The sequence below is a fragment of the Brevibacillus sp. FSL K6-0770 genome (assembly GCF_038000275.1).
Taxonomy (GTDB): domain Bacteria; phylum Bacillota; class Bacilli; order Brevibacillales; family Brevibacillaceae; genus Brevibacillus; species Brevibacillus parabrevis.
This window is the reverse complement of the sequence record NZ_JBBOBQ010000001.1, coordinates 1,697,111-1,722,564: the sequence shown is the minus strand read 5'-3', so window position 1 is coordinate 1,722,564 and position 25,454 is coordinate 1,697,111. Positions and strand designations below refer to the sequence as shown.

Genomic DNA, 25,454 nt, shown 5'->3' with positions numbered 1-25,454 from the left:
TCTTACAAACAGGAGGGAAGCGCCATGAACCAAACCGATCAGCTGGCAGCACTGTTGCCGCCGCAAACGATTCCCGTAGCGGAAAGAATGAACATGCCCTACCTCGGCTACCATCTGCTACGCGAGACATTGACGAACAGCCTGCTCGGAGACAGCGAGAGTCCAATTTTGTACTGGCTGGGAAAAGACCTCGGGCGAAAAATCCCCATCCAGTCTTCCACAGGTCCGATTATGCCTTTTATTCGCCTCGGATTGGGACAGCTTGATCTTTTGGAAGAGTCTGCCGAAACCATCGTCTACAAACTCACCCATACGATCCACAACTACCAAACACCGGAACGCCTCAGCCGCTCCCTGTCGCTCGAAGCAGGCATCATTGCTGGCAGCATTGAGCAATGGAAAGGAAAAGACACCTTTGCCCGGCTAGAGGTCGAGAGTAGTTCTACGATCATGATACGCGCCCATACTCCAAAGTGATCCTTCATGCCAACCATTGGCAGCGCAATAATTGTCAGGACTGGCGTGTCTTGTCAGGTCAAAAAGATGCCCCCTCTGCCTACAGGCGAGGGAGCATTCGCTGCCTAGATTCCGTGCACCACTGCTGTCTCTTCCACATCGAGTCCGTATGCCGAGTGCAGGCTGCGGACAGCAAGCTCAGTCTGCCCGGCAGGAATGACGCAAGAAACTTTGATGTCTGAAGTTGAAACCATTTTAATAGAAATTTCTTTTTCTGCCAAAACGCGGAACATCTCGGCAGCCACTCCCGGATTGTTGACCATGCCGGAGCCTACGATGGACACTTTGGTCAGGTTTTGCTCGTAATCGACTTTTTCGAAGCCAAGCTCTGCTTTGTGGTTTTCCAACGTGTCCAATGCCTTTTTCAAGTCATCCGCAGCAACCGTGAAGGAAATATTCGTCACTGCTGCGTCATAGGAGCTTTGAATAATGATGTCGACGTTCACCTGATTGTCCGCCAGCGTATTGAACAGGCGGGAAAGAGTCCCAACCTTCGCAGGCATACCGACAACCGTGACTTTTGCTACATCCTCGTCATGCGCGACTCCACTTACTACTCTTCCTGTTTCCATGTTGGCAACCTCCTCAACGTACGTACCTTCTTCGGCAGTAAAGCTGGAGCGGACGACCAGCCGTACTTTGTATTTCTTCGCGGCCTCCACCGAACGCGGGTGAAGAACTCCCGCTCCGAGATTCGCGAGTTCAAGCATCTCGTCGTACGAGATCATGTCCAGCTTGCTTGCCGCTGGCACCATCCGCGGATCGGCTGTGTACACACCGGACACATCCGTGAAAATCTCGCATTTGTCTGCATTCAAGCTGGCGGCCAGCGTAACTGCCGATGTATCCGAACCACCCCGGCCGAGCGTCGTAATTTCTCCTTCGTCGCTGAGACCTTGAAAACCTGCTACGATCACAACACGTCCGCGGCTTATTTCTGCCTGGATGCGCTCAGAATCAATTTGTTTGATTCGCGCCCGGCCATGAATCGCTTCCGTCGTGATTCCAGCCTGCCAGCCTGTCAAAGAAATCGCATCGTAGCCTTTCGTGTGCAAGGCCATTGCAAGCAAGGCGATAGATACTTGCTCCCCCGTGGTCAGCAACATATCCAGCTCTCGCTCGGACGGGTAGGCGCTGATCTGTTTGGCCATATCTACCAATACGTCTGTAGATTTGCCCATCGCAGATACGACGACCACCACATCGTGCCCTTCTTCTTTGTAACTGGCAATTCGATCTGCAACTCGTAAAATTCGCTCAATGGTCCCTACAGAGGTGCCTCCGTATTTCTGCACGATCAACCCCATGCGGCTTCTCTCCCTTTTCTCATATCCAATGATTGTAGAATGTATCTTTTGCTGCCGTTTTATGAATCTCTCTATTTTTACTGGAAAAAGTCTGTATAAAAAAGGCACCGACAAGGAATAAGTACCTGCCGCTGCCTACTGTTTCGACATACCGGTTCCTCCCTCCCAATTACACGCGGTCCATGGCAGCACATGACAAGGCAAATCCCTGTCACCGCTCACATCGACACACCGTGAGATAGCTCTCCATCTGGCGCCGGTCAAGAGCCAGATGACAGTCCTGCACTTGTTCAATGCAGACCCAGCATGGAGACAAACGGGTTTTTCTCCACACTTCGGCGAATCCCCCTTTCCCGTTCCCTTCACAGATACCCGATCTCAAGGTGGTACTCATGGTTTTCGCGCCTCTACCTCACTCCATAAATGGAAGTGAGGCTAACTATTCTGTTTGAAACGCATTATATCATGGGAATCCGAGCGGTTCAATCGCTTTTTGCAAAACCGTTACGATTCCAGCTTGCGCAAATGAGTGATGATCTCTCGGGCCAGCTTGTCGCCGATCCCAAGCTGCCGGAAATCCTCCACAGTCGCTTCGCGCATTTTTTTCAGCGAGCCAAAATGGGTAAACAACAGCTTGCGCCGCTTCTCGCCGATGCCCGGAATTTCATCCAGTTGGGAGGAGAGCATCGTTTTCGTCCGTGACTGTCTGTGGAACGTGATCGCAAAACGGTGAACCTCGTCCTGAATGCGTTGCAGCAAATAAAACTCATAGCTGTCCCGCTTCAGATTCACGGGTTCTGGCGGATCGCCGTACATCAGCTGCGCCGTTTTGTGCTTTTCATCCTTCGCCAAGCCGCAGACCGGAATATACAGCCCCAATTCGTTCTCCAGGACGTCCATGGCAGCGCTGATTTGGCCCTTGCCTCCGTCAATGACGATCAAGTCCGGCAACGGCTGGTTTTCCTTCAACAACCGCGAATAGCGTCTGCGGACAACTTCGCGCATGGAGCCGTAATCGTCGGGGCCTTCGACCGTCTTGATCTTGAACTTGCGGTACTCCTTTTTGTCCGGACGACCGTCTGTAAACACGATCATCGCAGACACCGGCTCTGTTCCTTGAATGTTGGAGTTGTCGAACGCCTCGATCCGATGGGGAACGCCAATCCCCAGCACGTGCCCCAAATTGTGCACAGCCTGAATCGTCCTCGCATCATCTTTGGACATCAGCGCGAACTTCTCCTGGAGGGCAATGCGCGCGTTTTCACAGGCCATCTCGACCAGCTCGCGCTTTTTGCTCCGCTTCGGTGTCAATACTTTGACCCCGAGCCATTCGCTAAGCAGCTCCGGCTCGCTTTCCTCCGGCAGCAAAATTTCTTTTGGCAGCGCGTTTTGCTTGTCGTAGTAAAACTGGGTGACGTACGACATGAAGTCTTCGCTTTCGCCGCCATAGTATGGAAAAGAGGTCGTCTGCCGCTCGATCATTTTGCCCTGGCGCATGTAAAAAATTTGAATGCACATCCAGCCCTTTTCTACCGCAAAGCCGATAATGTCGCGGTCTACCGTGTCGGTAAACGTGATCTTCTGCTTTTCCATCACCGCTTCAATGCTCTTGATCTGATCCCGCAGTTCCTTGGCCCGCTCGAACTCCATCGCTTCTGCCGCCTGTAGCATTTTCTCGGTCAGGCTCTGCTTCATCTGATCATGACCGCCGTCGAGGAATCGGCTAATCTCGTCAACCAGTCGCTGGTTTTCCTCTGCCGAAACCTCGTACACACAGGGAGCAAGACATTGGCCCAAATGGTAGTACAAGCAAACCTGTTTGGGCATGTTGCGGCATTTGCGCAAAGGATAGAGCCGGTCCAGCAGCTTCTTCACCTCGGAAGCATCACCAGCGTTTGGATACGGGCCAAAATATTTGGCTTTGTCCTTCAGCACCTTGCGAGTAATCTCCAGACGAGGCTGTTCTTCATTCGTGATTTTGATGTACGGATACGTCTTGTCATCGCGCAGCATGACGTTGTAGCGGGGGTCATGCTTTTTGATCAGGTTGCACTCCAACAGCAGCGCCTCAATCGCCGAGGCTACCACAATGTACTCAAAATCGACGATCTCGCTGACCAAAAGCTGCGTCTTCCCGTTATGGCTACCCGTAAAGTAGGAGCGTACGCGGTTTTTCAGCACTTTAGCCTTTCCGACGTAAATAATTTCCCCGCTTGCATTTTTCATCAGGTAGCAGCCGGGTTTTTCTGGCAGCACAGCCAGCTTATCTTTCAACGAACGGTTCATGGCTGCTCCCTCCCTCGTTCTTTCATCTGCTATCGCTTTTTCATGACGGGCTGCTCCAGGACGTACAGCTCGTCTTCCAGTGCGCTCATCCGTTCCAGCAAAAGCTTGCGGCTATCCTGTACTCCTTGGTTGTAAAAAAACGGCCCCAGTTCTTTGGAAAAGAACTCGATCATCTCTTCCGTTTCCAGATTGCCCAGGTTTTCCGAGCGTTGTTCAGCGAAAAACCGCTGTATTTTCGACACGAGATAGTCGCTTTGCTCTTTCGTCAATTTGCTTGGCATCAAATGACTTCCTTCCCTTATCATTCCTGCAATAAGAATGTACGTTCTATGCTCATAGTATCACGATTCGGCGGATTAGAAAACGTAGCTCCGGCATAATCGCAGCCCAAGCAAAAAAACTGCCGCTTCTCATTGCAGCGACAGTTTAATCGTTCGTGAAAACGCTTTCTATTATAAGGAAGCAAAAAGACAGCATCCGTGCAGACATGAGAAAAGCGGCATTGGAGCGCCGCTTCTCATGCTGTCTGGTCGTTTATGCTTACAGGTGTTTGCCTACGGTTGCCATGAGGGCTTCTTTTGGTTGGAAGCCGATCACTTTGTCTACAGGCTGACCATCTTTGAAGACGATCAAGGTCGGGATGGACATAACGCCAAAACGGCCTGCGGAATCCGGGTTGTCGTCAACGTTTACTTTGACGATTTTGAGCTTGGAGCCCACTTCTCCGTCGATTTGCTCCAGGACAGGAGCGATCATTTTGCAAGGGCCGCACCAAGGAGCCCAGAAGTCAACCAGGACAGTACCGCCTTGCTCTACTTCCTGGGAAAAGTTTTGGTCAGTTGCATTTACGATTGCCATGGAAAGTTACCTCCTCGAAAAGTCAATTACTAAAAAAAGGGTTCAGACGCTCCTACAGTATATCATCCAAAAACAAAAATGACTACGGCGCCCCGCACTTTGTGCGCACTTCACGCTATAGTCTATCCAGAGTGTCGCTCCCTTATTGTTGACCATTCGATTTATTGACCGACTTGCTTGATACGGTTGATCTCCCGTTCATGGTCGCTCACCTTTTTGTGCATCAAACCGATGTCAGCTTCGATCAGCTTGTCTTGCCGCTCCAGACGCTCCAGGCGCTGGGTAGCATCATCGCGGAACTCGTACATCTCGTCGCGAAATGCGTACATCTCCGTTTTGAACTCATACATCTCAGCCTTGAACTCCCGCAGCTCCTGCTGCACGTCTTTGATGAGCCGATTGTTCTCCGCCACCATGTGAACCAGTTGTTGCAACAGCTCTTCACTCATGACGCTCACCTCTCCTATTCATTTATTATAACAACCGAGAACAGAATAAGGTAAGGGTTTGGAACAAAAAAAGCGCCCCGGGAGTGGGACGCTTCCATGTGTGACAATTGTTTCTTTCGCCTTACACCAACACTTTTTTGAACTCGGCAGTCAGCAGCGGGAGCACTTCGAACAGGTCGCCCACGATGCCGTAATCGGCCACTTGGAAAATAGGTGCTTCCGGGTCTTTGTTGATCGCAACGATCACTTTGGAGCTGGACATCCCGGCCAAGTGCTGGATCGCCCCGGAAATTCCGCACGCGATATACAGGTCAGGTGTGACGACTTTTCCGGTTTGCCCGATCTGCATGGAGTAGTCGCAGTAGTCGGCGTCGCAAGCGCCACGGGATGCCCCTACAGCCGCTCCCAGCACCTCAGCCAAATCGTACAGCGGCTGGAAGCCTTCCGCGCTCTTCACGCCGCGCCCGCCGGAGATGACGACTTTCGCTTCGGACAAGTCCACTTTTCCGCTCGTTTTTCGTACGACTTCTTTCACGATCGTACGCAAGTCTTTGATTTCCAGATCAACCGGAACGACAACAGCCGTTTTGGACGCGTCCGGCGTACCGATTGCGATATTGTTTGGACGGATCGTGATAAAAATTTTGCCGTCCACAAATTTGCGTTGTTGGAACGCTTTTCCGGCGTAAATCGGACGAACGAACACAGGTCCTGCTTCCAGGCTTGTTACGTCAGATACGAGGCCGTAGCCGAGCTTCGCCGCTACGCGAGGAGCAACATCGCGGCCGATTGCCGTGTGGCCCAGCACGATCGCATCAGGAGAGGCAAGCTCGATCAGCTGGACAAGTGCCTGCGCATAAGCGTCAGGTGTGTACTGAACCAGTGCCTGGTGATCCGCTGTATAAACTGTGCTCGCTCCATGCTGCGCCAATACTTGCGCATGGGAAGCAGCATCTGCCCCGAATACGCCTGCAACGATTTCGCCACCTTCGGCCAATACTTGCGCTGCGGCCAACGCTTCCAGCGACACATTGCGAAGTTGTCCGTCACGTACTTCTGTAAGTACAAGAACTTTTTTCATGGATATCCTCTCCCTCTCGCTTAGATCACTTTCGCTTCATTGCGCAACAGTTGCACCAATTCCGACGTTTGGGCCGCCAAATCGCCAGAGAGAATACGGCCAGCCTGCTTTTTCGGAGGCAGCGTCTGGTCGACAATTTGCGTCTTGGCCTGCACCGCTTCGGCTGTCAGTCCCAAATCGTCTGCACCGAGTCGATCCAACGGCTTTTTCTTCGCTTTCATGATCCCCGGGAGAGAAGGATAGCGCGGCTCGTTCAGCCCTTGCTGAGCCGTAATCAACACAGGCAAGCTGGTTTCCACCACTTCGAGATCGCCTTCCACATCGCGCTCAACACGAACGGTGGTGCCGTCCACTTCCAGCTTCACAGCAGTGGAGACGTGGTTGATTCCCAGCTCTTCCGCGAGGCGAGGTCCGCCTTGGCCTGCGCCGGAGTCAACCGCCATTTGCCCGCCGATGATGATGTCATAGCCGATTTTGTTCGCAACCGCAGCAAGCACCTTAGCGGTTGTATATTCGTCGCCAAACAAAGACTCGTCATCCACCAGGACAGCTTTGTCCGCGCCCATCGCCAAAGCGGTGCGCAAAGAGCTTTCCACACGGTCAGGACCTACGCTGATCACCGTCACTTCGCCGCCATGTTCCTCTTTGAGCTTGATTGCTTCCTCTACCGCATACTCGTCGTAAGGATTGATGATGACTTCCACGCCATCCTCGGAAATTTGCCCGTTTTGGATCACGATTTTTTCTTCTGTGTCAAACGTCTGCTTCAACACAACCACGATTTTCATCAGGATGCCTCCTCCTTAATCGTTCCTCGTACTGGTGATGCCGCTGCTGCATGTGATTACTTGTCTGCAAACTGCGGTTTGCGCTTTTCCAAAAAGGCTGCAACGCCTTCTTTCATATCTTCTGAAGCAAAAGCTTCCCCGAATTTTTTCGCTTCCTGTTCCAAGCCTTCCGCCAAACCGACTTGCACCGTATTGTGAACCGATTGCAGGGCGAGCTTGAGCGTAACAGCGCTTTTTTGCACGATCGCCTGAGTCAGCTTTTTCACTTCATCCAGCAAAATCTCCGCCGGATAAACCGCTTCCACAAGCCCGATGCGCAAAGCTTCCTCGCCGCCAATCATCTCGGAGGTGAGAATCATCTGGGTCGCTTTTCCTCTGCCGACCAGTCGCGGCAAACGCTGCGTTCCTCCGTAGCCGGGGATCAGCCCCAGGTTCAGCTCCGGCAGGCCGAGCTTTGCTTCCACGGCGGCAAAGCGTATATGGCAAGCCATCGCAAGTTCCAGTCCGCCACCCAGGCAAGCGCCGTTGATGGCGGCGATAATGGGCTTAGGGAATGTCTCCAGTCGATCGAACAACGCTTGACCACTTCTGGCCATCGCTTCCGCCTCGGCAGGGGCCAATTGGGTAAACTCTTTGATATCCGCTCCCGCAATGAAAAAGCGCCCTTCGCCAGTCAAAACAATCGCTTTGACGTCTGCGTTGTTTTCCAACTGGTCCAAAAGTTCACTCAATTCATCGAGCACCGCTTTGCCCAATGCGTTAGCTGGCGGGTTGCTGATCGTGACGGTAGCGACCCGATCAGCGATTTCCACATTCCAATGCGAATCCATTCCTCTCCCCCCAAACATCTATCCATATGAACAAACAGGCTATTTATGCTTTCTGAACGAACGCTCAGTCTTGCTGTTTCCATTGTAACAAACGTTCTCACACAAAAAAAGCTTTTCTTTCATTCTTTTCCCTTCATACCAAACAGGAAGAGGTTATGAATGGAATCAACATGAGAGACAAGGTCGTACTTGCACTGCTTCATGACCCAGGAAGTCGTCACTTCATCCAGCGTGCCGAAAATCATTTTGCGTGTCATTCTGACCTCCAGATCGGGGCGGAATACTCCTTGCTCCATCCCTTCCTGGATGACTTCCTCAATCAGATTGAAATATTGCTTCATCACTTTGCCGATGCCTTCGTTGATGAACGGATTGGCTTGGCGCAGTTCAATTTGCGTCACCTTTGCCAGCTCCTGGTCTTTCGCCAGTTGGCTCAGATGCGCATGCACGAGGACGTACAATTTTTGTTCAATCGTCGTCGCTTCCGAGATTCGCTTGCGGTTTTCGTCCACAAACTGTCCCATTTTTTCGTTGAACAAGGAAATCAGGATATCATCCTTGTTTTCAAAATAGAGGTATATGGTGCCGTCTGCTACCTTCGCCTCTTTTGCAATCTTCGATACCTGGGCGCTGTAATAGCCTTGTTTGGCGATTACCCGTACAGCAGCATCAATAATGGCTTGATACTTTTCCCCCGTTTTCTTTGCCATAATAACCTCCATCTTTACTCGCAGTGATGATAAAAAAATCCTGAAATGAATGATTATTCATTCATAAAAATAGTTTAATACACGAACCTGACGGTGTCAATCGCAAGTGCCGCGCGTCGACGAACAACGAATGCTTGTCCCTTTTCGCCCCACAAAAACGGCCGCTTCCCTCTCAGGATGCGCACCGCTTGACCCTGTCTTTCGTCAGCTTGTTTTGATCTCTTCTTGTGTTTCCCGACGCGCTTTGTCTTCTTCTTGCAGCTGCCTGCGCAACACTTTTCCGACCATCGTTTTCGGCAGCTCTGTGCGAACTTCGTACTTGCGCGGAATTTTGTAGGCGGCAAGCTTCTGGCGGCAATGCGCTTCCAATTCTTCCTCGCTCGCCTGCTTTCCGTCCTTGAAGACGATAAACGCTTTGACTGTCTCGCCGCGATACGGGTCGGGCACGCCGATCACCGCCGCTTCCTGAATCGCCGGATGCTCGAACAGCACTTCTTCCACTTCACGCGGATAAATGTTGAAGCCGCCCGCGATGATCATGTCTTTTTTGCGGTCGACGATGTAAAAATAGCCGTTCTCGTCCATGTACCCGACGTCGCCTGTCAAGAGCCAGCCATCTTTCAGGACGGCGGCAGTATCTTCCGGCCGGTTCCAGTAGCCGAGCATGACCTGCGGCCCTTTTACCGCCAGCTCCCCGATCTCGCCCTGTGGCAGCTCTTCTCCCGTAGCCGTGTCGATGATGCGGCAGTCGGTATCCGGCCAAGGCATGCCGATGCTGCCTGTGATGCTCTTTTCCCAGATCGGATTGGAATGCGTCACCGGCGAAGCTTCGGTCAGGCCGTAGCCTTCCACCAGCTTGCCTCCTGTCAGCTCCTCAAACTTGAGTTTGACCTCGATCGGCAACGGCGCCGAGCCGCTGACGCACGCGTCGATCGAAGACAGGTCGTGGTTTTTCAAGTCAGGGTGATTGATCAGCGCAATGTACATCGTCGGTGCCCCGGGGAACAAAGTCGGCTTGCGCTTGTCGATCATCTCGAAAATTTGTTTGACCTCGAATTTGGGCACGAGAATGATTTCGGCGGCAATACAGATTCCTTTGTTCATCACGGTCGTCATGCCGTAGACGTGAAACAGCGGGAGCACGCCCAAAATTCGCTCGCCGCCTTTTTTCAGCTTGTAAAGGACAGCCTGGCACTGGATCGCGTTGGCGATGAGGTTGGCATGAGTCAGCATCACGCCTTTTGCCACTCCGGTAGTGCCTCCCGTGTACTGGAGCAAGGCAATGTCCTTGTCCGGATCGACGGGCACCTGGACAGGTTTGACAGCGCTTTCTTTTATGACGGAAAGAAACGGTTCCACATCGGCACCGTATGTAACCTGCGGATTGTGCCCTTGTTTCTTTTGAACCAGTGGATACAGCCATTTTTTCAGCAAGGGAAGGAAATCGCCAATACTTGTAACGAAAATGCGCTTGAGTGGAGTCGATGAGCGAACCTGCGCGACGCGTTTGTACAGCAAATCCAACGTGATGATGGTCTGTGCGCCGGAATCTTCCAGTTGATGAATCAGCTCCCGCTCGGTGTAGAGCGGATTCGTCATCACCACGGTTGCTCCTGCGAACAGCACGCCATAGTAACTGATTACAGCCTGGGGGGTGTTGGGCAGCATGATCGCCACGCGTTCGCCTTTTTGCACGCCGCGCTCTACCAACGCGTTGGCGAAACGGTAGGACAGCTCCAAAAGCTCCCGGTACGATATGGTTTTTCCCATGAAGTAGATCGCATTGTTGTCTGGGTACGACGCAGCCGACTGCACGAGAAATTGCGTCAACGGAATACGGGGGTAGTCCAGTGACGGTGCAGTTTCGGACGGGTAATTGGCAATCCAAGGCTTGGCATTTGACATGGTCATTCCCTCCATCCCTTAAATGGCCTTGCCCCTCCCCTATGATCGACATTCATAATCTCTTCCTTATCGCTATTGTATTCGAAAAATAATCAATTTTCCAATTAAAAACGTCTCCTCGCAAAAAAGACGCGCCCCTGCTCATGCGGAGTGCGTCTTCCTGCGTTTGTTTTCGCTGCGTATGTCACGGGTCATGGCTGCAAGGCGGCCTGCATTTGCTTGCGGACGCGCTCCCGCTCCGCAGTCGGAACGAGATGGTACCAGCCGACGATTCCGTTGTGCCAGATTCGTTCGTCCTGCCCGACCAGCGTATCTGTCTTGATTTTGTTCGGGGTCCCATCGCTGTAGCTAAGCAACAGGGAAGCGATCTCCTGGTCAGTAAAATCGGTTTTCACGTGCTGTCCCAAAATTTCCATCAAAGTAAACGCCTTGGAGTACATCTGTGCCGATGCTCCCTTTTGCGCCAGAGCAGCCAAAATCTCCTGCTGGCGGTTAATCCTCTGGTAGTCGCTGTCCTCTTTTCCCAGGTCGCTCTTGCGATAGCGGGCGTAGTCCAGCGCCTGTTCGCCGGAAAGCACCTGCAAGCCCGGCATCAGGTCGATGTAAGTGTCGTCCGTAGGGTCGCTGTATTTCATCCGCTTTTGGACTTGAACGGAGACGCCGCCAAGCTCGTCGACAATTTTGCGGAAGCCTTCAAAGTCAACGGATACATAGCGATCGATCTTGATATCCAAAAAGTTTTCCAGCGACTCCTTGACCAGCTTGGGGCCGCCGAAAGCCATGGCGTGATTGACTTTGTCATGGCCTTTTCCCGGCAGTTCCATGTAGCTGTCCCTCGGGATGGAAATGAGGTAGACAGATTGCTTCGCCGGATGGACAGCGGCGAGCATCATCGTGTCAGAACGGGCGCTCTCGCCGTCGCGACTGTCCACGCCGAGCAGCATGACCACGAACGGCTTCAACGGCTCGGTTCCGGTCAGCAGATCGCGGGGCGGTGGCAGCGAGGCAGTTGCTTGCTTCGCACCGCCCGTCGTCTGTCCGCCGAGTGGCGCGTACCATTTTTCGGTCATCTGTTTGTATTGATAGGCACTGTAACCGATGGCGAACAATGCCCCGGCCAACAGAAAGGAAAAGAAATGCAAAGCGATCTGTTTTTTGTATTGCTTCAAAAATGAAAAAAATGCCATGAAAAAGCCTCCCCCTTTGCAAGCACAGCCGCCACCTTCTTGCGTGCAGACACAAGTGGGGCTTGCTTTCCATTTTTAACCGGGGAGGCTTGATTTAAACATGCTCACAGTTTGCTGCGCGCGAAAAGCAGTTTGCCAGTTCTACACTCTTTCGAGGATCATCGCCATGCCCATGCCGCCACCGACGCACAGTGTAGCGAGTCCGCGCTTGAGCTGGCGGCGCTTCATTTCGTGCAGCAAAGTCACAACAATCCGACAACCGGTTGAACCGACCGGATGACCGAGCGAAATTCCGCTGCCGTTTACATTCGTGATCTCGCGCGGCAGCTCCAGAAGCTTTTCGACAGCGAGGTATTGAGCCGCGAATGCTTCGTTCACCTCGATCAGCTCCATATCGGCCATAGTCAGATTGGCTTTTGCCAAAGCCTTTTTCACAGCAGGAACAGGGCCGTACCCCATCAGATCAGGCTCCACGCCCGCTGTCGCCCACGAGACGATTCTGCCCAGCGGTTCGATTCCCAACTGCTTCGCCTTCGTTTCGCTCATGAGCACGACGGCAGAAGCTCCGTCGTTCAGCCCGGAAGCGTTGCCCGCGGTCACCGTGCCAGCTTCGCGGAAGCCCGGCTTCAGTTTGCCCAGGCTTTCCATCGTGACGCCTCTTCTCGGAAATTCGTCTTCGGTGACGATGATCTCGCCCGTGCGCTTGGCAATCGGCACACCGATGATTTCCTCGGCAAACAGCCCGTTGTCGATCGCATGAATCGCATTGTGCTGGCTGCGCATGGCGATTTCGTCCTGCTCCTCGCGACTGATCTTGTACAGGTCAGCCAGACGTTCGGCCGTCTCTCCCATCAAAATTTGGTGGTGCGGGTCTGTCAACAGCTCCCACATGGCATCCGTCATCTCGCCGTGCATAAGTCTGCGGCCCCATCTCGCATTTTTCAGGACATATGGAGCGTTGCTCATGCTCTCGGTACCGCCTGCAATCACCACTTCATTTTCGCCCAGCAAAATTTGCGAGGCGCCGCTGGCGATCGCCTGCATGCCTGACGCGCATTGCCGCTGTACGGTAAAGCCTGTCACTTCCTTGCCCAGTCCGGCGTCAATCGCCGCTACCCTGGCGATGTTCGGTTCATCTGTGCGCTGAATGCAATTGCCCAAAATGACTTCGTCGATCTGCGATGCTTCGAGTCCTGCTCTGGCCATAACGGCACGGATGGACAGTTCAGCCAGCTTGCGAGCGCTTACATCTTTCAGTACACCCCCAAACGTGCCAATTGGCGTACGTCCGGCGGCAGCAATCACGACATGCTCCATTTTGTTTTCCCCTCCACTGATCGGTATTGTTTGTATGTTCTCACACAGTAGTTACAGAATGGTTCACAGCCGTATTTTTCAACAAAATCGTCACCCACTCCTCCGAATGCCGTTCTGCTTCGGCTTGAAAACCGGCCGCTTCAAAAGCGGACAGGACGGCTTCGCGATTCCAGTCAACGATTCCGGAGAGAATGACTTGACCATCCGCAGCGATCCGTTCGCGAATCAGCGGGAGGATCGAGACATTTTCATCTCCACCGATATTGACGAGAATCAGATCGGCTTGCGCGGGGAGCCTGGCTGCGACTTCTTGTTCGCTTGCGTCTCCGATGACCACCTGAACGGCTTCTTCCGGCAGATGATTGTTCGCTGTATTGACTTTTACCTGATACTCGCTTTGCGGGTTGATATCAATCGCCCAGACCGGATACTTCGCTCCGTTCAAGGCACTGAACAGCGACAAAATGCCCGAGCCTGCTCCGATATCAAAAACGGTTTTGCCCGTCACATCCATCTCTTGCAAAAGCAAAAGAATATCTTGCGTCGTTCCGTGGTAGCCTGTGCCAAACGCCGCACCCGGATCGATCCAGAGGACATGCTTGGCGTCCTCCAGCAATTGCGGGTCTGTCCACGTAGGAGCCACCCACCATTCACCGATTTGTACCTCGCGAAACTCCTCTTTCCACGATTCGTTTTCTTCCGCGACCTGCTCGATTTCCTTGAGGCTCACCTGACCGTCCCAGCGCGAGATGTACGCTCTGAGCCGGGAAACATGTTCTTCTTCGGAATCTTGCATGGGCTCAAACAAATAGGCAACGACAGGACCTTCGGTATTTTCCGCGTAATCATAACCGTTTTCTGTCGTCAAAATCTCGATTTGCGGCTCGACCCAGCCGAGCGTGTACGGGCTGCCCAACACTTCCGCCACAAACAAATCCTCTGTCGCTTGCTCTACCAACAAGGTGTATTTTAACCACATGCTCTCCATGATGAATCTTTCTCCTTCCAGGTTGTTGCGCTGCATGGCCATTTGGCTTGTTCGTTCCCGGGTTTGCCGTCAGCCTTTTCATCTGCTGTTGGCAAGTTAGCCAGGGAACATGGTATGATAATAGAATGGACTATTTTGCTTCAGGGAGGCTTGCCATGTTTGACGAATTTTTTTACCGACGTCGAAAAAACAAAGGAATGCTCGGCGTGATGATTGCCTTGATCGTACTCGGAATCGGCATGTTCGCCATGGGTTTCCTCTACATGTTCTCATAGGGCGAGCGTTCCTGATTCGTGAAGTGTTTTCATTATACCCTATGAAAACCTGCTAGCCCAAGGTCTATCGCGAAAAGCTTTGGCACCAAGTTTTGTTCCGGGGTCGCTTTACTTCCCCTTGTTTACTCGATTATACTTGAGGATGTATTTTTCCTGTACGTTTGATATAGAAAGAAGGTTCACTCCATGTCGCGAATTCTCATCTCCGGGTACTACGGCTTCAACAATGCCGGAGACGATGTGGTCCTCTACGGCATCATCAGCTCTCTTAAGCGGGAACAACCAAATATCTCTCTCGCCGTTCTGTCGAACCAGCCTGATCGGACTGCGGAACTGTTCGGGATTGAAGCTTATGACCGCTGGAGCTTTGGAACCATCGTCCGTGAGCTTTCGCGAAGCGACATGCTAGTGATGGGCGGAGGGACGCTGATGCAGGACGTTACCAGTCCGCGCAGTGTTCTCTACTATTTGGGCATCGTCACCATCGCCAAGCTACTCCGCAAGCCCGTGGTCTTTTACGCTCAAGGGTTCGGACCCATTCTCAAACCGCTCAGTCGCCAGGTTATCAAGCGCGTAGTGAATCATGTCGATGTCATTACCGTGCGAGATTACGAATCGGGAGAAGACTTCAAAGCTTGCGGCGTCAAAAAAGCGCCGATTCACGTCACAGCTGATCCCGCCCTGACGATATCTCCCGAAGATATTTCGGATGCGCGTGGAAAAGAACTGCTCCACGGTTTGTTCGCTGATCCGGACAAGCCTTTGGTGGCGATCTCTGTGCGCGACTGGAAGCAGGAGCAAGCGTTCAAGCAAACCATCGCCAAAGCGGCGGACTGGTTTGTCTTGCGCGGCTGGAATGTCCTGTTTCTGCCGATGCACGTTCCCAGCGACTTGGCTCCGTCCAAGGAGATCATGGAACAGATGACCCAGCCAGGAGCACGTCTTCTCGATGCGCCCGTTACTTTTCACGATATCATGTCTGTTTTAAAACAGTGCGACTACGTCGTCGGCATGCGGCTCCACTCGCTTATTCTCGCTTGCATGCTGCGCATTCCTTTTATCGGCATTTCGTACGATCCGAAAATCGACCGCTTTGTCGAGCGCGCCGGGATGCCGAACGCCGGACACATTACCGAGCTCGACGAAGCACAGTTGCTTGCGCTGCTCGCGGAAAAAATCGACGGACTTGCTGCCGAGATTGATCTGGTAACGGAGCATTCCCGCGTGCTGGCAATTGAAGCGGCCAAAAGCAGCGAGCTGGTGCTCCAGGCGCTGCGCACATAAGGCTGACAGGAAAGGAGGACGAAGCCATGTCCTTTTCTTCACAAGTATTGCTTGGATTAAACCGACTATTCCCGCTCCCCGTCCATCCCTTCAATTTGGCGAATGACGGGGAAATGAGCTATACCGAGTGGCAATTTCAAAAAGGGGATCAAACGATTCAGTTTTTCCTCCCCTTCCACTCCCAGGAGCAAATGTTCACAGGCAAGACCGTGCTGGATATCGGCTGTGGCGGCGGGGGCAAGACCTGTTACTACGCCACTTTTGGCCCGAAAAAGATGATCGGCATCGACATCGTCCCGCACTATGCAGAGGAAGGCAATGCCTTTGCCAAAGAAAAAGGGCTGGCGGACGTCGTATCTTTCATGACAGGCGACGCCGCGCGAATGGACTTTGCGGACAACACCTTTGACACGATCATTATGAACGATGCGATGGAGCACGTTGGCGAGCCGGAAAAGACGCTGGAAGAATGCTTCCGCGTGCTCAAGCCGGGCGGCCATCTGTACATCAACTTTCCGCCTTACTACCATCCGTACGGCGCTCATTTGTCAGACGCCATCGGGATTCCTTGGGTGCACGCCCTCTTCTCCGAGCAAGCGCTGATCGACGCGTACAAAAAGCTGGTGCGTGACTTGCCAGACGGTTCTGACCGCATCTCGTTCCGCTTCGACAAGCGCCCGGACGGAAGCGATACGATTTCCTACATCAACCGGATGACGATCAAGCGTTTTCGCAACATCCAAAAAGGCGTGACACAGCCCGCTGTCTACGAACGCGAGATTCCGTTGCGCAACCAGCTCAAAGGCTTGGCGAACGTGCCCGGTTTCCGCGAGTTTTTCGTAAAAATGGTCGTCTGTGTGTATCAAAAAACCCCTTCCTCCTGAGTGGAGAAAGGGGTTTTTTTCGTGTCAGCCTGTCCTATTGCGCTTTGGAGGACGGCTGCTTTTTGCGTATGAGATTGATAAAAGCGCGCAGCTTGCCACCACCCGGCAGCCAGTCCAGCTCCTTGTCCTCGATAAGCGGGATGAGCAGCAGCAGTCCCAGATAGACGACCAGCCCAACGCCAACTCCCCCTACCGTTTCGATTGCCCCGAGCAGGCGCACTTTTTCCTTCCCTGCGAGCAGCAGCCCGACAGCTTCGGTCGTGCCCCAGGCAAGCAGCAGCATCAGGTTGGCGACCAGAAGCGGATAGATCGTATCGAAGCGCCAATGGATCGGAACCTGCACGAGCTTCGCGATGACGCGCATGTTGAGAATGCAGACAAAAGCGGTCGCGCACAGCCAGGACAAAGACAGTCCATCCATGCCGAACAAGGACGTGAAGACGAGCGTAGCCGCGACTTTGACGATCACGCCGTACAGCAGGTGGCGAGCCGGAATTTTCTCCTTGCCGATCCCTTGCAAGATGCCGTTTGTCGCCAGGAGCAGCGAGAGCGGGATCGCGCTGATGCCGAGAATCGCCATCGCCCGCGTCCCTTCCATATCCCCGTACAAGGCCAGATTGGCCCCTTCCGCCACAGCAGTAAGCCCCAGACCTGCCGGCAAGCCGATCAGCCAGGCAAAGCGCAGCGACAGCTTGGTCAAGGTCGTAACCCGCTCCGTGTCTTTTTGCCGCTTCGCTTCCGCAATCGCCGGAACGATGGACAGCGCGATCGATGAGCCGAACAGGCTGGCCATTTGCAAAAGCGGGCCGCCACGGCTGTAAATGCCAAACCACGTATCTGCCGTCAATCCGTCGACATTCCAGATGTAGCGAAAAATATTGATCGCCAAAAACGAATCCGTCAGGCTGAAAATCGGAATGACGAGGGCGCTCACGCAAATCGGCCAGGCAATGCGCCACATCGAGCCGAAAAACGCGCGGTCGTACCACCAGTCCAGACGCCCCCACTCCGCGTTCGTGAACACGGAGTTTTTCCGGTTATGCAGCCACATGAGCAGCGCCAGAAAACCGAGGCTGAGGAACGTGCTGATCATCGTCCCGAAATTGACTCCGGTGATCACCGTATCCGTGTCCTCGCCCAACCGGACAAGGTACAGGGACGCTACGAGAATGAAGATCACCCGGAGCGTCTGCTCCACAATCTGCGACAGACCGACGTACAGCATCTTTTGATGTCCGTAAAAGAAGCCGCGAATCACGGCAATCAGCGGTACGAACAGCAGAGATAGCGAGATCGCGCGAATCGGCTCGATCAGATGCGGATTTCCCATCAGCTTCGCGATCAGCGGCGAGCTGGCGTACAGCAGCGCGAACAAGACGATCCCGATTCCGCCCATCATCACCATGCTGCGGGCCAAAATTTGCCCGACAGAGCCTTGCTTGCCCTCCGCAAGCGCTTCGGCAATGACTCGCGACAACGCGACGGGCACGCCCGCCGTCGCCAGGATCAGAAAGGTCAGGTAGAGCGGATATACTTCCTGGTAAAGCCCAAGACCGTTATCCCCCACAATTTCCTGGAGAGGAATCCGGTAAAACATCCCGATTACTTTTGACAAAATTCCCGCGATGGCCAAGATCAGCGCCCCTGCGAGAAAATGACTTTTTTTCAACATTGGGTAACTCCTTTTTTGCGTCACTTTGACTTGGGAACTTGCAATCGCCATAAACCCACTCTCTATCCTACTATCAATTCCTCCATCCAGCAAACAGGTATATCGATGGAATTTGGCTGGAATACTGGTGAAAAACAGATTCCATTGACTTCTTCGAATCGTCTGATGGGAAGAGCAGGAGGAAAAGGATGGCTGTAACAGGATTTTGGATTCGCCAAGTACAGTGGCCTTTGATGGAGGTAGTAAAAGAAAACCGCACGCGTCCATACATGCAGGAGCTAAAGCTCGTCCAGCACCTGTCCAAGGACATGCTGGAATGGCGGCAGCGCGAGAAGCTTGTCAAGCTGCTGGACCACGCTGTCCACAACGTCGCGGCTTACGAGCCATACCGCAGCACGTGGCGCGAGTACCGGGAAGCGCCTGAACGGTTTGTGCAAAAGCTGCCGATCCTCGACAAGACGCATTTTCGCCGCAATGCCGAGCAATATTTGAGCAAAAACATTCGCCCTGACAAGCTGATCGCCAATCGCACAGGCGGCTCCACGGGAGAACCGACCCGCTTCTACCTCGATCGCCCCACGGTCGAGCGCTACGAAGCGGCCCGTTGGCTCGGCCTGTCCTGGCACGGCATCCGTATCGGCGATCCATGTGTCATGCTCTGGGGATCTCCGCTGGAGCTGACTCAACAGCAGGCGCGGACGTATCGCTTCAAGGAGCGCTGGCTGAAAAATCGGCTGTTGCTCTCCGCCTACGAGCTGGATGAACGCAGGCTCGATACCCAGCTCAAGCTGATCCGCCGCTTTCGTCCCGCTTATTTGTACGGTTACGCTTCCGCCTTGTACACACTCTCGCAAATGATGCTGGCCAGAGGTGTGACGTTAGGGATTCCGCTGAAAGCTGTCGTGTCTACCGCAGAAAGTCTGCACGAGCACCAGCGCCGCGCGCTGGAGGCTGCCTTTGCCGCTCCTGTCGTCAACGAATACGGCGCACGGGATGGCGGCATTATCGCGTACCAATGCCAGGCTGGCAACATGCACGCTTTTTCTGAAAACAGCTATTTGGAAGTCGTCGACCCGCTCACACGGATTCCTGTGTTCCCCGGAGTTCCCGGCGCCTTGCTCGTCACAGACCTGCACAACACGTCCATGCCGCGATTGCGCTACCAGTTGGGCGATGTCGTCGCGCTCTCCGGAAAATCATGCCCGTGCCCTGTGTCGTTTCCGCTGTTGGAAACAATCGACGGCCGGGAAGACGACATGTTCATCTCGCAAAACGGCCAGTACGTTCACGGCCACTACTTCAACCATATCGTCCGCAATCTGGACAGCTTCCGCACGTTTCAAATCGTGCAGCACGAGCCGCAGCGGCTAAGCCTCCGACTCGTGAAAGAGCCGGAGCGCTTCCTGCCAGCCGACGAAGCAAGACTGCTCGCAGGGATTCGCTCGGCGCTCGGCGAGGTGAGCGTACAAGTCTCGTACGTGGAACACATCCCGCCGAGCAGCTCAGGCAAAGTTCGCTACGCCATCCGGGAATGCCCGCTTACGAGCGCCCTGCCGCCGGAGTAGAACGCTTCCGCACTTTTTGCAGCAGCTCCGATACGAGCGGTTCGCGCAGGACAGCCATCACGAGCACATAAATCAAAGCTCCGCCGCCAATTCCGATCGGCAAATACAGCCAGACGGACAAAAGCGACAGCCACGGATCGACGAGCACAATCGCGGCACCCATGATCGCGCAGGCCAAAAGTGTCTTCCCTGCGGTGGCAAGGAAGCTCGCCCGCACCGGACTGCCCACGGCTCGCCAAAGCAACAGAAACAGAAACAGCGCCTGGCAGATGGCCGACACGGCATTTGCCAGCGCAATCCCGCCGTGTCCGAGCAACGGAATCAACAGCCAGTTGGCCAGCACGTATACGCCGATTCCGATAGCCCCGATGATGACGGGTGTCTTCGTGTTTTCCAGCGCGTAAAAGGCGCGAGTCAGCAAATCGCGGGCTGCCAGGAAATACAGCCCCAGCCCGTAAAACGGCAAGGCCCAGGCAGTCAGTGCGACAGAATGCTCGTCAAAAGCTCCCCGCTCAAAAGCGAGGCGGACGACCGGCTCTGCGTACAAGGCAAGGCCCACGGTGACAGGCACGAGCAAAATGAACAGATAGGCAAGTCCTTTTTGCAAGATTTGCTTCATCTCGGCCATCTCGCCGCGTTTGACGTGACTCGCCAACAGCGGGAACAGCGGCAAAGTAAACGCGCCTACAAAAATCGCCATCGGCATCTGCACGATCTGATTCGCATTGGCAAGCGCGGAGACTACGCCTGTCCCTACCCCTTCCGCAAAGCCTCTTTCCATAAATGTCGTCGCCTGTGCCACTACGGCGCCAATCAAAATCGGAATGACGCGCTCGCCCATCCCTTTTAACGAGGCATCCTCTCTCCAGGCAAGCGACACCCGATGCGTGTAGCCAAAGCTGCGCAAGGTAGGCAGCATCGTCAGCATCGCCGCCAAATAACCGATGCTTGTCGCAATCGCCAGGCCAACTGACCCGTAGATCGGAACGAGAATGTACATCCCGATGATGACCAAGGCTCCGTTCGCTACCGTGCCCAAAGTCGGCGTGAAAAAATGCTGGTGCGCATTGCACAAGCTCGACCACAATCCAGTCAAGCCGATAAAAATGGCGGAAGGCCACATCCACTGAAGCATCTCGGCTGTCAGTTCCAGCTTTTCCCCTGACAGGCCGAACATCGCTGCCAACTGATGGGAGAAAGCGACACCCAACAGCGCCAGCAGTGTGAATATTCCCAGAATGATCGCGAGCATTTTGTGGTACAGCTCACTGGTCGGCTCTTTCTTTTCAAGCAAACCGCGCATCGTCGGAATCAGCACGGCATTGACTGCGCCGGGTACAACCAGAAACAGCGTCAAAGGGATCGTCGCTGCGATGTTAAACGCATCTGCCTCCATCCCTGTGCCATACAAGTTGGAGACGTATACGCTGCGAAAAAATCCCAGCAGCCTTCCCACGAGCGTCAGCACGACGATCATGGAGGCAATTCTCAACAAACTCATGACCCAATTCTCCTATCCCTCGTTCAAAACAATGGTGTCCGTCGCATAGACAGCAATCGGGCACAGCCTGTTTTTCGTTCGTGAAAATTTCATAGAGCTTTTGCGAATCGCTCCAGCTCAAACACACCTGTTATCATATCTTATTTCTAGCTTTCCTACCAACCTCTTTCCCGCCAGCTTGCTTGCAGGTTGCCAGATTCATTATAATGGGTAGGTTAATCCCTGCCTGTAGGAGGACTACAAACAAAATGAGAGAAACCGTTGTGAAGTGGGGAAGCCAATCAACCACGTGGTTGTATCTGCTGTTGGCCTATCCGGTAATCGACTATGTCTTGCGAAAGATTCTACCGATTCCAGTCGTTTCGTCTTTTTGGGATGAAGCGTTGCTCATCATCTTGATGGTGTTTACGTTCGGCGCTTTTTTGCAAACGAACCGGACGATGCCTGGAATCAAACATTTGCTCAGCGCCTTCTTCGTCCTCGGCCTTGCCTTGATGGTAACGGACATGGCGAACTGGGAAGCCAGCGTGGAAGGATTCCGCTCTGTCTACCAGTACATCATCGCCTTTTTGATGGGCTTTTATTTGTTGAAGTCCGTTGAAGACCTGGACAAATTTATGAAGGTTCTCGCCCTGATCGGCTTTTTGGCCGCGCTCGTCGGCGTCATGCAGGTCGCCCTCGGCGTCAAAACGCCCGAATCATGGGTACAGGAAGGCGAAGCCATTACGACTCGCGCCTTTTCGTTCGTAACCAGTCCAAACGTGTTGGGCAGCTACATGGCTTTGATCGTACCAGTAGCGGCCGGACTGTTCGTCCAGTCGAAGGGGCTGTGGAAAAAAGGGCTGTGGGCCGTCGTCACTCTGGCGACACTTGCCGCGCTGCTTTTGACCGGATCGCGTGGAGCCTGGTTTGCGCTTGCGTTTGCGATGTTCATCTGCTTCTACATATGGAACAAACGAATTGCAGGCTATCTGGTGCTTGCAGGTGTCATCGGGCTTGTCGCTCTGTTTTTCGTGCCGGAGTCCGTTCCGATGGTTGGAACGATCAAAAACCGGATTTTCACGCTGTTCACACCTGAATACTTCGAGTCGAGCAGCCAGGGAGGCCGTGTAGGCCGCTGGGGCGAAGCGTATGACAAAATGCGCATCGAGCCGCTGTTCGGGGTCGGTCTCGGCCATCACGGCGGGGCAGTAGCCTCCCGACATTTTGGCACGATTTACTCCGACAGCTATTTCTTCAAAAGCTTGGCTGAGTACGGTCTGATCGGCATCATCCTCTGGATCGGTCTGGTCGTCTCCATGCTGAAGTACGGAGCGGGACTGATTCGCAAGCTGATCGGATCGCCGCACTTTTTCACAGTGCTTGGCCTGTTTGGCGGGTTGATTGCGGTCGCGACGCACAACCTCGTGGAAAACATTTTCGAGGTGCCGTTCATGGCCCTCTATTTCTGGCTGTTTGGCGGCTTCCTCTGCGCTTTGTACGTCGACCAAACACAAAACAAAAGGTGGTGAACCCATGCGCCGCAATCCTATTCTCTCTACAATAAGCTGGGCGCTGTACGCCATTGCCCTGTTTTTGATTTACCATCTGCTCGTCAAGCCTGCGTTCCTTGACCTGAGCTGGATCGCTTTGCTGATTTTCTTGCCGCTGCTCGCGTTTTGCTACTACGTGATTCACCCGTCGGAGCGGCGACAGGTGCTTGTGTTCACCGTCGGCTTTTTGCTGCTGGACCGCGCCTTGACCCGCGTCGACGTGAAAACGACGGCTGCTCTGCTCATTGGCGGCGCTGTCGCCATCATCGTGATTGCCCTGCTCGTCAAATGGTACGGCCGTTTGAGCTGGCGCGCTGTCGCTCCGCTCGTCCTGATCGCGGTGCTGGCCAACGTCACGTTCAACCGCTATACGTTGCCGGCACTCAGCCACTTTACCGTTCAGTACGAATCAAGCCGGATGTACAACGGCGACTGGGTAGACTACTTCCCGATGACCTTGTACGACGTCGATGGCGACGGAAAAATGGAGATTGTCACCTACGGCAATGCCGAAGAACTACCGCTGCCGGAAAAGGTCGAGAAGCCGGAAACAGAAGAAGAGAAAAAAGCAATGGCGGAAAAGCTGCGCCATTTGCAGGCGGAACCTGTGTCGCTCTATGTGATGTCCTGGAAAGACGGCCAAATAGTCCGGATGAAAAACGACCAGATTCCAGCCGAAACGATGGAGCGGATCAAGGAAAACTTGCCAACAGACTACCCTGGCTTCCCGTATTACACGATGAAAGACGACAAGCTCGTTCCAAACGTGCAGAGACAGCCATACTCGGAAGCCATGATGCAAGCCGGTACGACGGCACACCGCGCTTTTGTGCTCGATCTGAACAACATCGCCAACATGCTTGAGACAAACAAAGGCAGCATGGACGTGCGCCATGAGCTGGGAAGCAAATTCAAAGACTTGCATATTACAAACGGCATGCTGACAGGCACATACGAAGGCAAGCCATTTGGCGGCTCTACCAAAGCAACCAAGTTGCTGACCACCATGAACTTGCCTGATGGCCGTGAAGGGCTGATCGTCATTGGCGAGCATTTGAGCGTGCTGGCTGTTGAGCCGGACGGCACACTCACCGAAGCTTATCAATTGACCCGCAAGCAGGCCGAGCTTGCCACCGGAGAGTTCATTCCGGCTGACATCGACCACGACAAGGTGGACGAGCTGCTCGTAGCTGGCAGACCTTCGTACATTTTGAAACCAAAAGCGGATGGCACCTGGGACATTCTCTGGGCCAGCGACGAAAAGGACAAGAGCTTCCGCTTCTCCAACTTCGCTGCGGTCGGCACCGACCAGACGCCCGAGATCGTCGCCAAAGCGCGCAGCTGGATCAGCACGACCGATGCACGCTATCTCTCCGGCTACGACTATACGCCAGAGGGCTTGAAGGAAAACTGGCGCATTTACTTGCCGCTGATCAACGTCCAGATCGGAGATATCGACGGCGACAAGCAAAACGAGATCGTCGCTTCGCTGGAAAATTCGCATCGCATTCTCGTGTTCAAGCAGCACAACATTCCGGTATTCGCGTTGACCATCGCCCTGTTTGCCGGTCTGCTCGTATACGGGGTTGTAAGGAGGGTTCGCCATGCGTAAACGCACAAAAGCATGGGCATTGCTCGCTGCCATCTGCACGGCTTCCATGCTCGGCGGTTGCACGTACGAGTCGGGAACGAAAGCTTTTACCACTACCAACTTCGATACGAAGCCAAAGCAAACGACGACCGCGCAGACCGAATCGGCCGCAGAATGGCTGAAAACCGCTTTGGAAAAAGGAAAAACGGAAAAAGACGCGCAAGCTTTCTGGTACAAGGGATACGTAATCAACCGGATTCTCTCCCGCTCCACGACAAGCATGTTCGACGGGGCCGTGCTCACCGACAAAGGCTACAATGTCGGCACGCGCATCGCGGCACAGCCGTACACGTACTACCGGATCGGCGACAAACGCTACATCCGTTCCAACGACTACTGGGTGACTGCTCCTGACGAGCCGCTGGAATTTGACGTACTGAAAGGCTTCGAGGACTGGCTGCCTTTCATGGATCGGGCTGTGCAGCTTCCGGATGAAAAAGCGATTGGCGTCGTCTCCGTGCCGTTCCAAGTCAAAATGACTGGCGCCGAGTGGCTGGCGAAAAGTCAAAGCCCGCTGTTTGAGCCGCTGAAAAAGCTGGTCGGCGATCGCCCGGACCTCGAATACATTTTGAAAGAATCGACCATCAAAGCGACATTCTGGTTCGGCAAGGAAGACCGGCTGATTCATCAGTACGAGACGTGGATCATCCTGCCGTTGCCGGAAGCCGGGACGATGGACCAGCAAGTGAAGTTCAACCTGTACAAGTACGGCGATACAGGCGGCATCAACATCAAGGAACCGGAAGAAGTGGAGAAATACTTGCTCTACTAGAAAGCCCGGCTCCCGTCAAACGGCTAAAGGCCCATGACCACTTGCGGCCACGTCCGCTTTTAGCCAAAACAGCGAAGCGTTTTGCACAGAAAAAGA

The 25,454-nt window shown here is 53.8% G+C and carries 22 protein-coding genes and 1 riboswitch; of the genes, 7 read left to right on the top strand and 15 right to left on the bottom strand.

The genetic code is table 11. The features are described 5' to 3' along the window. The first annotated feature begins 24 nt into the window (after positions 1-24). Positions 25-477, top strand: a complete 453-nt coding sequence (locus NST23_RS08450) for a DUF2507 domain-containing protein (RefSeq protein WP_122963185.1) — start codon at positions 25-27, stop codon at positions 475-477. Positions 478-581: 104 nt separating this feature from the next. Here the strand turns inward: NST23_RS08450 and NST23_RS08445 are convergent, their stop codons facing one another. The 13 genes from NST23_RS08445 to NST23_RS08385 form a co-directional block, all read right to left on the bottom strand. Continuing rightward, entirely contained in the window at positions 582-1,823 is a 1,242-nt protein-coding gene (locus NST23_RS08445) for an aspartate kinase (RefSeq protein WP_122963184.1), read from the bottom strand. 231 nt (positions 1,824-2,054) lie between these two features. Further along, positions 2,055-2,241: riboswitch (Lysine riboswitch) on the bottom strand. Positions 2,242-2,327: 86 nt separating this feature from the next. Continuing rightward, positions 2,328-4,109, bottom strand: coding sequence for an excinuclease ABC subunit UvrC (gene uvrC, locus NST23_RS08440; protein ID WP_122963183.1), 1,782 nt, complete (start codon positions 4,107-4,109; stop codon positions 2,328-2,330). Positions 4,110-4,138: 29 nt separating this feature from the next. Continuing rightward, positions 4,139-4,390, bottom strand: a complete 252-nt coding sequence (locus NST23_RS08435; protein WP_122963182.1) for a DUF2164 domain-containing protein — start codon at positions 4,388-4,390, stop codon at positions 4,139-4,141. A 259-nt stretch (positions 4,391-4,649) separates the two neighbouring features. Then, complete coding sequence (gene trxA / locus NST23_RS08430) at positions 4,650-4,967, bottom strand: thioredoxin (RefSeq protein ID WP_063227198.1); 318 nt, start codon at positions 4,965-4,967, stop codon at positions 4,650-4,652. A gap of 161 nt (positions 4,968-5,128) precedes the next feature. After that, on the bottom strand, positions 5,129-5,416 hold the full coding sequence (locus NST23_RS08425) for a hypothetical protein (protein ID WP_122963181.1): 288 nt from the start codon (positions 5,414-5,416) through the stop codon (positions 5,129-5,131). 121 nt (positions 5,417-5,537) lie between these two features. Beyond that, positions 5,538-6,497: an electron transfer flavoprotein subunit alpha/FixB family protein gene (locus NST23_RS08420; RefSeq protein ID WP_063227200.1), complete on the bottom strand. Its 960-nt coding sequence runs from the start codon at positions 6,495-6,497 to the stop codon at positions 5,538-5,540. Positions 6,498-6,517: 20 nt separating this feature from the next. Continuing rightward, positions 6,518-7,285, bottom strand: coding sequence for an electron transfer flavoprotein subunit beta/FixA family protein (locus NST23_RS08415; protein WP_063227201.1), 768 nt, complete (start codon positions 7,283-7,285; stop codon positions 6,518-6,520). Between the two features lie 56 nt (positions 7,286-7,341). After that, positions 7,342-8,115, bottom strand: coding sequence for an enoyl-CoA hydratase (locus NST23_RS08410; protein ID WP_122963180.1), 774 nt, complete (start codon positions 8,113-8,115; stop codon positions 7,342-7,344). Positions 8,116-8,234: 119 nt separating this feature from the next. Beyond that, positions 8,235-8,825, bottom strand: coding sequence for a TetR/AcrR family transcriptional regulator (locus NST23_RS08405; protein WP_122963179.1), 591 nt, complete (start codon positions 8,823-8,825; stop codon positions 8,235-8,237). 204 nt (positions 8,826-9,029) lie between these two features. After that, positions 9,030-10,730 carry an AMP-binding protein gene (locus NST23_RS08400; RefSeq protein WP_217021959.1) on the bottom strand — a complete coding sequence of 567 codons (1,701 nt, stop codon included), beginning with the start codon at positions 10,728-10,730 and terminating at the stop codon, positions 9,030-9,032. 191 nt (positions 10,731-10,921) lie between these two features. Then, positions 10,922-11,917 (bottom strand): LCP family protein, encoded by a 996-nt coding sequence (locus tag NST23_RS08395; protein WP_122963177.1) that lies wholly within the window; start codon positions 11,915-11,917, stop codon positions 10,922-10,924. Positions 11,918-12,058: 141 nt separating this feature from the next. After that, positions 12,059-13,234 carry a thiolase family protein gene (locus tag NST23_RS08390; RefSeq protein ID WP_122963176.1) on the bottom strand — a complete coding sequence of 392 codons (1,176 nt, stop codon included), beginning with the start codon at positions 13,232-13,234 and terminating at the stop codon, positions 12,059-12,061. A gap of 40 nt (positions 13,235-13,274) precedes the next feature. Beyond that, positions 13,275-14,222: a 50S ribosomal protein L11 methyltransferase gene (locus tag NST23_RS08385; protein WP_173596231.1), complete on the bottom strand. Its 948-nt coding sequence runs from the start codon at positions 14,220-14,222 to the stop codon at positions 13,275-13,277. A 461-nt stretch (positions 14,223-14,683) separates the two neighbouring features. On the opposite strand from NST23_RS08385, the gene csaB reads away from it, so the two are divergent. Next, entirely contained in the window at positions 14,684-15,781 is a 1,098-nt protein-coding gene (gene csaB, locus NST23_RS08380; RefSeq protein ID WP_122963175.1) for a polysaccharide pyruvyl transferase CsaB, read from the top strand. 26 nt (positions 15,782-15,807) lie between these two features. Continuing rightward, a complete protein-coding gene (locus NST23_RS08375) occupies positions 15,808-16,665 on the top strand; it encodes a class I SAM-dependent methyltransferase (protein ID WP_122963174.1) in 858 nt (285 codons plus the stop codon). Between the two features lie 34 nt (positions 16,666-16,699). Here NST23_RS08375 and NST23_RS08370 read toward each other — a convergent pair whose 3' ends face one another. Beyond that, a complete protein-coding gene (locus NST23_RS08370; RefSeq protein ID WP_122963173.1) occupies positions 16,700-18,337 on the bottom strand; it encodes a polysaccharide biosynthesis protein in 1,638 nt (545 codons plus the stop codon). Between the two features lie 188 nt (positions 18,338-18,525). On the opposite strand from NST23_RS08370, the gene NST23_RS08365 reads away from it, so the two are divergent. Continuing rightward, positions 18,526-19,902 (top strand): phenylacetate--CoA ligase family protein, encoded by a 1,377-nt coding sequence (locus NST23_RS08365; protein ID WP_173596230.1) that lies wholly within the window; start codon positions 18,526-18,528, stop codon positions 19,900-19,902. Here NST23_RS08365 and murJ read toward each other — a convergent pair. Continuing rightward, positions 19,877-21,403: a murein biosynthesis integral membrane protein MurJ gene (gene murJ / locus NST23_RS08360; protein WP_173596229.1), complete on the bottom strand. Its 1,527-nt coding sequence runs from the start codon at positions 21,401-21,403 to the stop codon at positions 19,877-19,879. The two genes, NST23_RS08365 and murJ, sit on opposite strands and share 26 nt — an antisense overlap. A gap of 248 nt (positions 21,404-21,651) precedes the next feature. Between murJ and NST23_RS08355 the strand changes: the two genes are divergently transcribed. Genes NST23_RS08355 through NST23_RS08345 form a run of 3 tightly spaced genes read left to right on the top strand, consistent with a single transcriptional unit; the run spans position 21,652 to position 25,358 of the window. Continuing rightward, positions 21,652-22,914, top strand: a complete 1,263-nt coding sequence (locus NST23_RS08355) for an O-antigen ligase family protein (RefSeq protein ID WP_122963170.1) — start codon at positions 21,652-21,654, stop codon at positions 22,912-22,914. Positions 22,915-22,918: 4 nt separating this feature from the next. Further along, the gene (locus NST23_RS08350) at positions 22,919-24,547 is read left to right on the top strand and encodes a hypothetical protein (protein ID WP_173596228.1); all 1,629 of its coding nucleotides are present in this window, start codon (positions 22,919-22,921) and stop codon (positions 24,545-24,547) included. Then, the gene (locus tag NST23_RS08345; RefSeq protein WP_173596227.1) at positions 24,540-25,358 is read left to right on the top strand and encodes a hypothetical protein; all 819 of its coding nucleotides are present in this window, start codon (positions 24,540-24,542) and stop codon (positions 25,356-25,358) included. The genes NST23_RS08350 and NST23_RS08345 overlap by 8 nt, the downstream gene beginning before the upstream one ends. Positions 25,359-25,454 lie beyond the last annotated feature (96 nt).

Excerpts from the sequence above, each read along its gene's own strand:
- NST23_RS08410 (WP_122963180.1), bottom strand. The coding sequence starts at position 8,115 with ATGGATTCGCATTGGAATGTGGAAATCGCTGATCGGGTCGCTACCGTC.
- NST23_RS08345 (WP_173596227.1), top strand. The coding sequence starts at position 24,540 with ATGCGTAAACGCACAAAAGCATGGGCATTGCTCGCTGCCATCTGCACG.
- NST23_RS08435 (WP_122963182.1), bottom strand. The coding sequence starts at position 4,390 with ATGCCAAGCAAATTGACGAAAGAGCAAAGCGACTATCTCGTGTCGAAA.
- murJ (WP_173596229.1), bottom strand. The coding sequence starts at position 21,403 with ATGAGTTTGTTGAGAATTGCCTCCATGATCGTCGTGCTGACGCTCGTG.
- NST23_RS08390 (WP_122963176.1), bottom strand. The coding sequence starts at position 13,234 with ATGGAGCATGTCGTGATTGCTGCCGCCGGACGTACGCCAATTGGCACG.
- NST23_RS08375 (WP_122963174.1), top strand. The coding sequence starts at position 15,808 with ATGTCCTTTTCTTCACAAGTATTGCTTGGATTAAACCGACTATTCCCG.
- NST23_RS08370 (WP_122963173.1), bottom strand. The coding sequence starts at position 18,337 with ATGTTGAAAAAAAGTCATTTTCTCGCAGGGGCGCTGATCTTGGCCATC.
- NST23_RS08405 (WP_122963179.1), bottom strand. The coding sequence starts at position 8,825 with ATGGCAAAGAAAACGGGGGAAAAGTATCAAGCCATTATTGATGCTGCT.
- uvrC (WP_122963183.1), bottom strand. The coding sequence starts at position 4,109 with ATGAACCGTTCGTTGAAAGATAAGCTGGCTGTGCTGCCAGAAAAACCC.
- NST23_RS08365 (WP_173596230.1), top strand. The coding sequence starts at position 18,526 with ATGGCTGTAACAGGATTTTGGATTCGCCAAGTACAGTGGCCTTTGATG.
- csaB (WP_122963175.1), top strand. The coding sequence starts at position 14,684 with ATGTCGCGAATTCTCATCTCCGGGTACTACGGCTTCAACAATGCCGGA.
- NST23_RS08450 (WP_122963185.1), top strand. The coding sequence starts at position 25 with ATGAACCAAACCGATCAGCTGGCAGCACTGTTGCCGCCGCAAACGATT.
- NST23_RS08395 (WP_122963177.1), bottom strand. The coding sequence starts at position 11,917 with ATGGCATTTTTTTCATTTTTGAAGCAATACAAAAAACAGATCGCTTTG.
- NST23_RS08425 (WP_122963181.1), bottom strand. The coding sequence starts at position 5,416 with ATGAGTGAAGAGCTGTTGCAACAACTGGTTCACATGGTGGCGGAGAAC.
- NST23_RS08400 (WP_217021959.1), bottom strand. The coding sequence starts at position 10,730 with ATGTCAAATGCCAAGCCTTGGATTGCCAATTACCCGTCCGAAACTGCA.
- NST23_RS08420 (WP_063227200.1), bottom strand. The coding sequence starts at position 6,497 with ATGAAAAAAGTTCTTGTACTTACAGAAGTACGTGACGGACAACTTCGC.
- NST23_RS08355 (WP_122963170.1), top strand. The coding sequence starts at position 21,652 with ATGAGAGAAACCGTTGTGAAGTGGGGAAGCCAATCAACCACGTGGTTG.
- NST23_RS08350 (WP_173596228.1), top strand. The coding sequence starts at position 22,919 with ATGCGCCGCAATCCTATTCTCTCTACAATAAGCTGGGCGCTGTACGCC.
- trxA (WP_063227198.1), bottom strand. The coding sequence starts at position 4,967 with ATGGCAATCGTAAATGCAACTGACCAAAACTTTTCCCAGGAAGTAGAG.
- NST23_RS08415 (WP_063227201.1), bottom strand. The coding sequence starts at position 7,285 with ATGAAAATCGTGGTTGTGTTGAAGCAGACGTTTGACACAGAAGAAAAA.
- NST23_RS08445 (WP_122963184.1), bottom strand. The coding sequence starts at position 1,823 with ATGGGGTTGATCGTGCAGAAATACGGAGGCACCTCTGTAGGGACCATT.
- NST23_RS08385 (WP_173596231.1), bottom strand. The coding sequence starts at position 14,222 with ATGGAGAGCATGTGGTTAAAATACACCTTGTTGGTAGAGCAAGCGACA.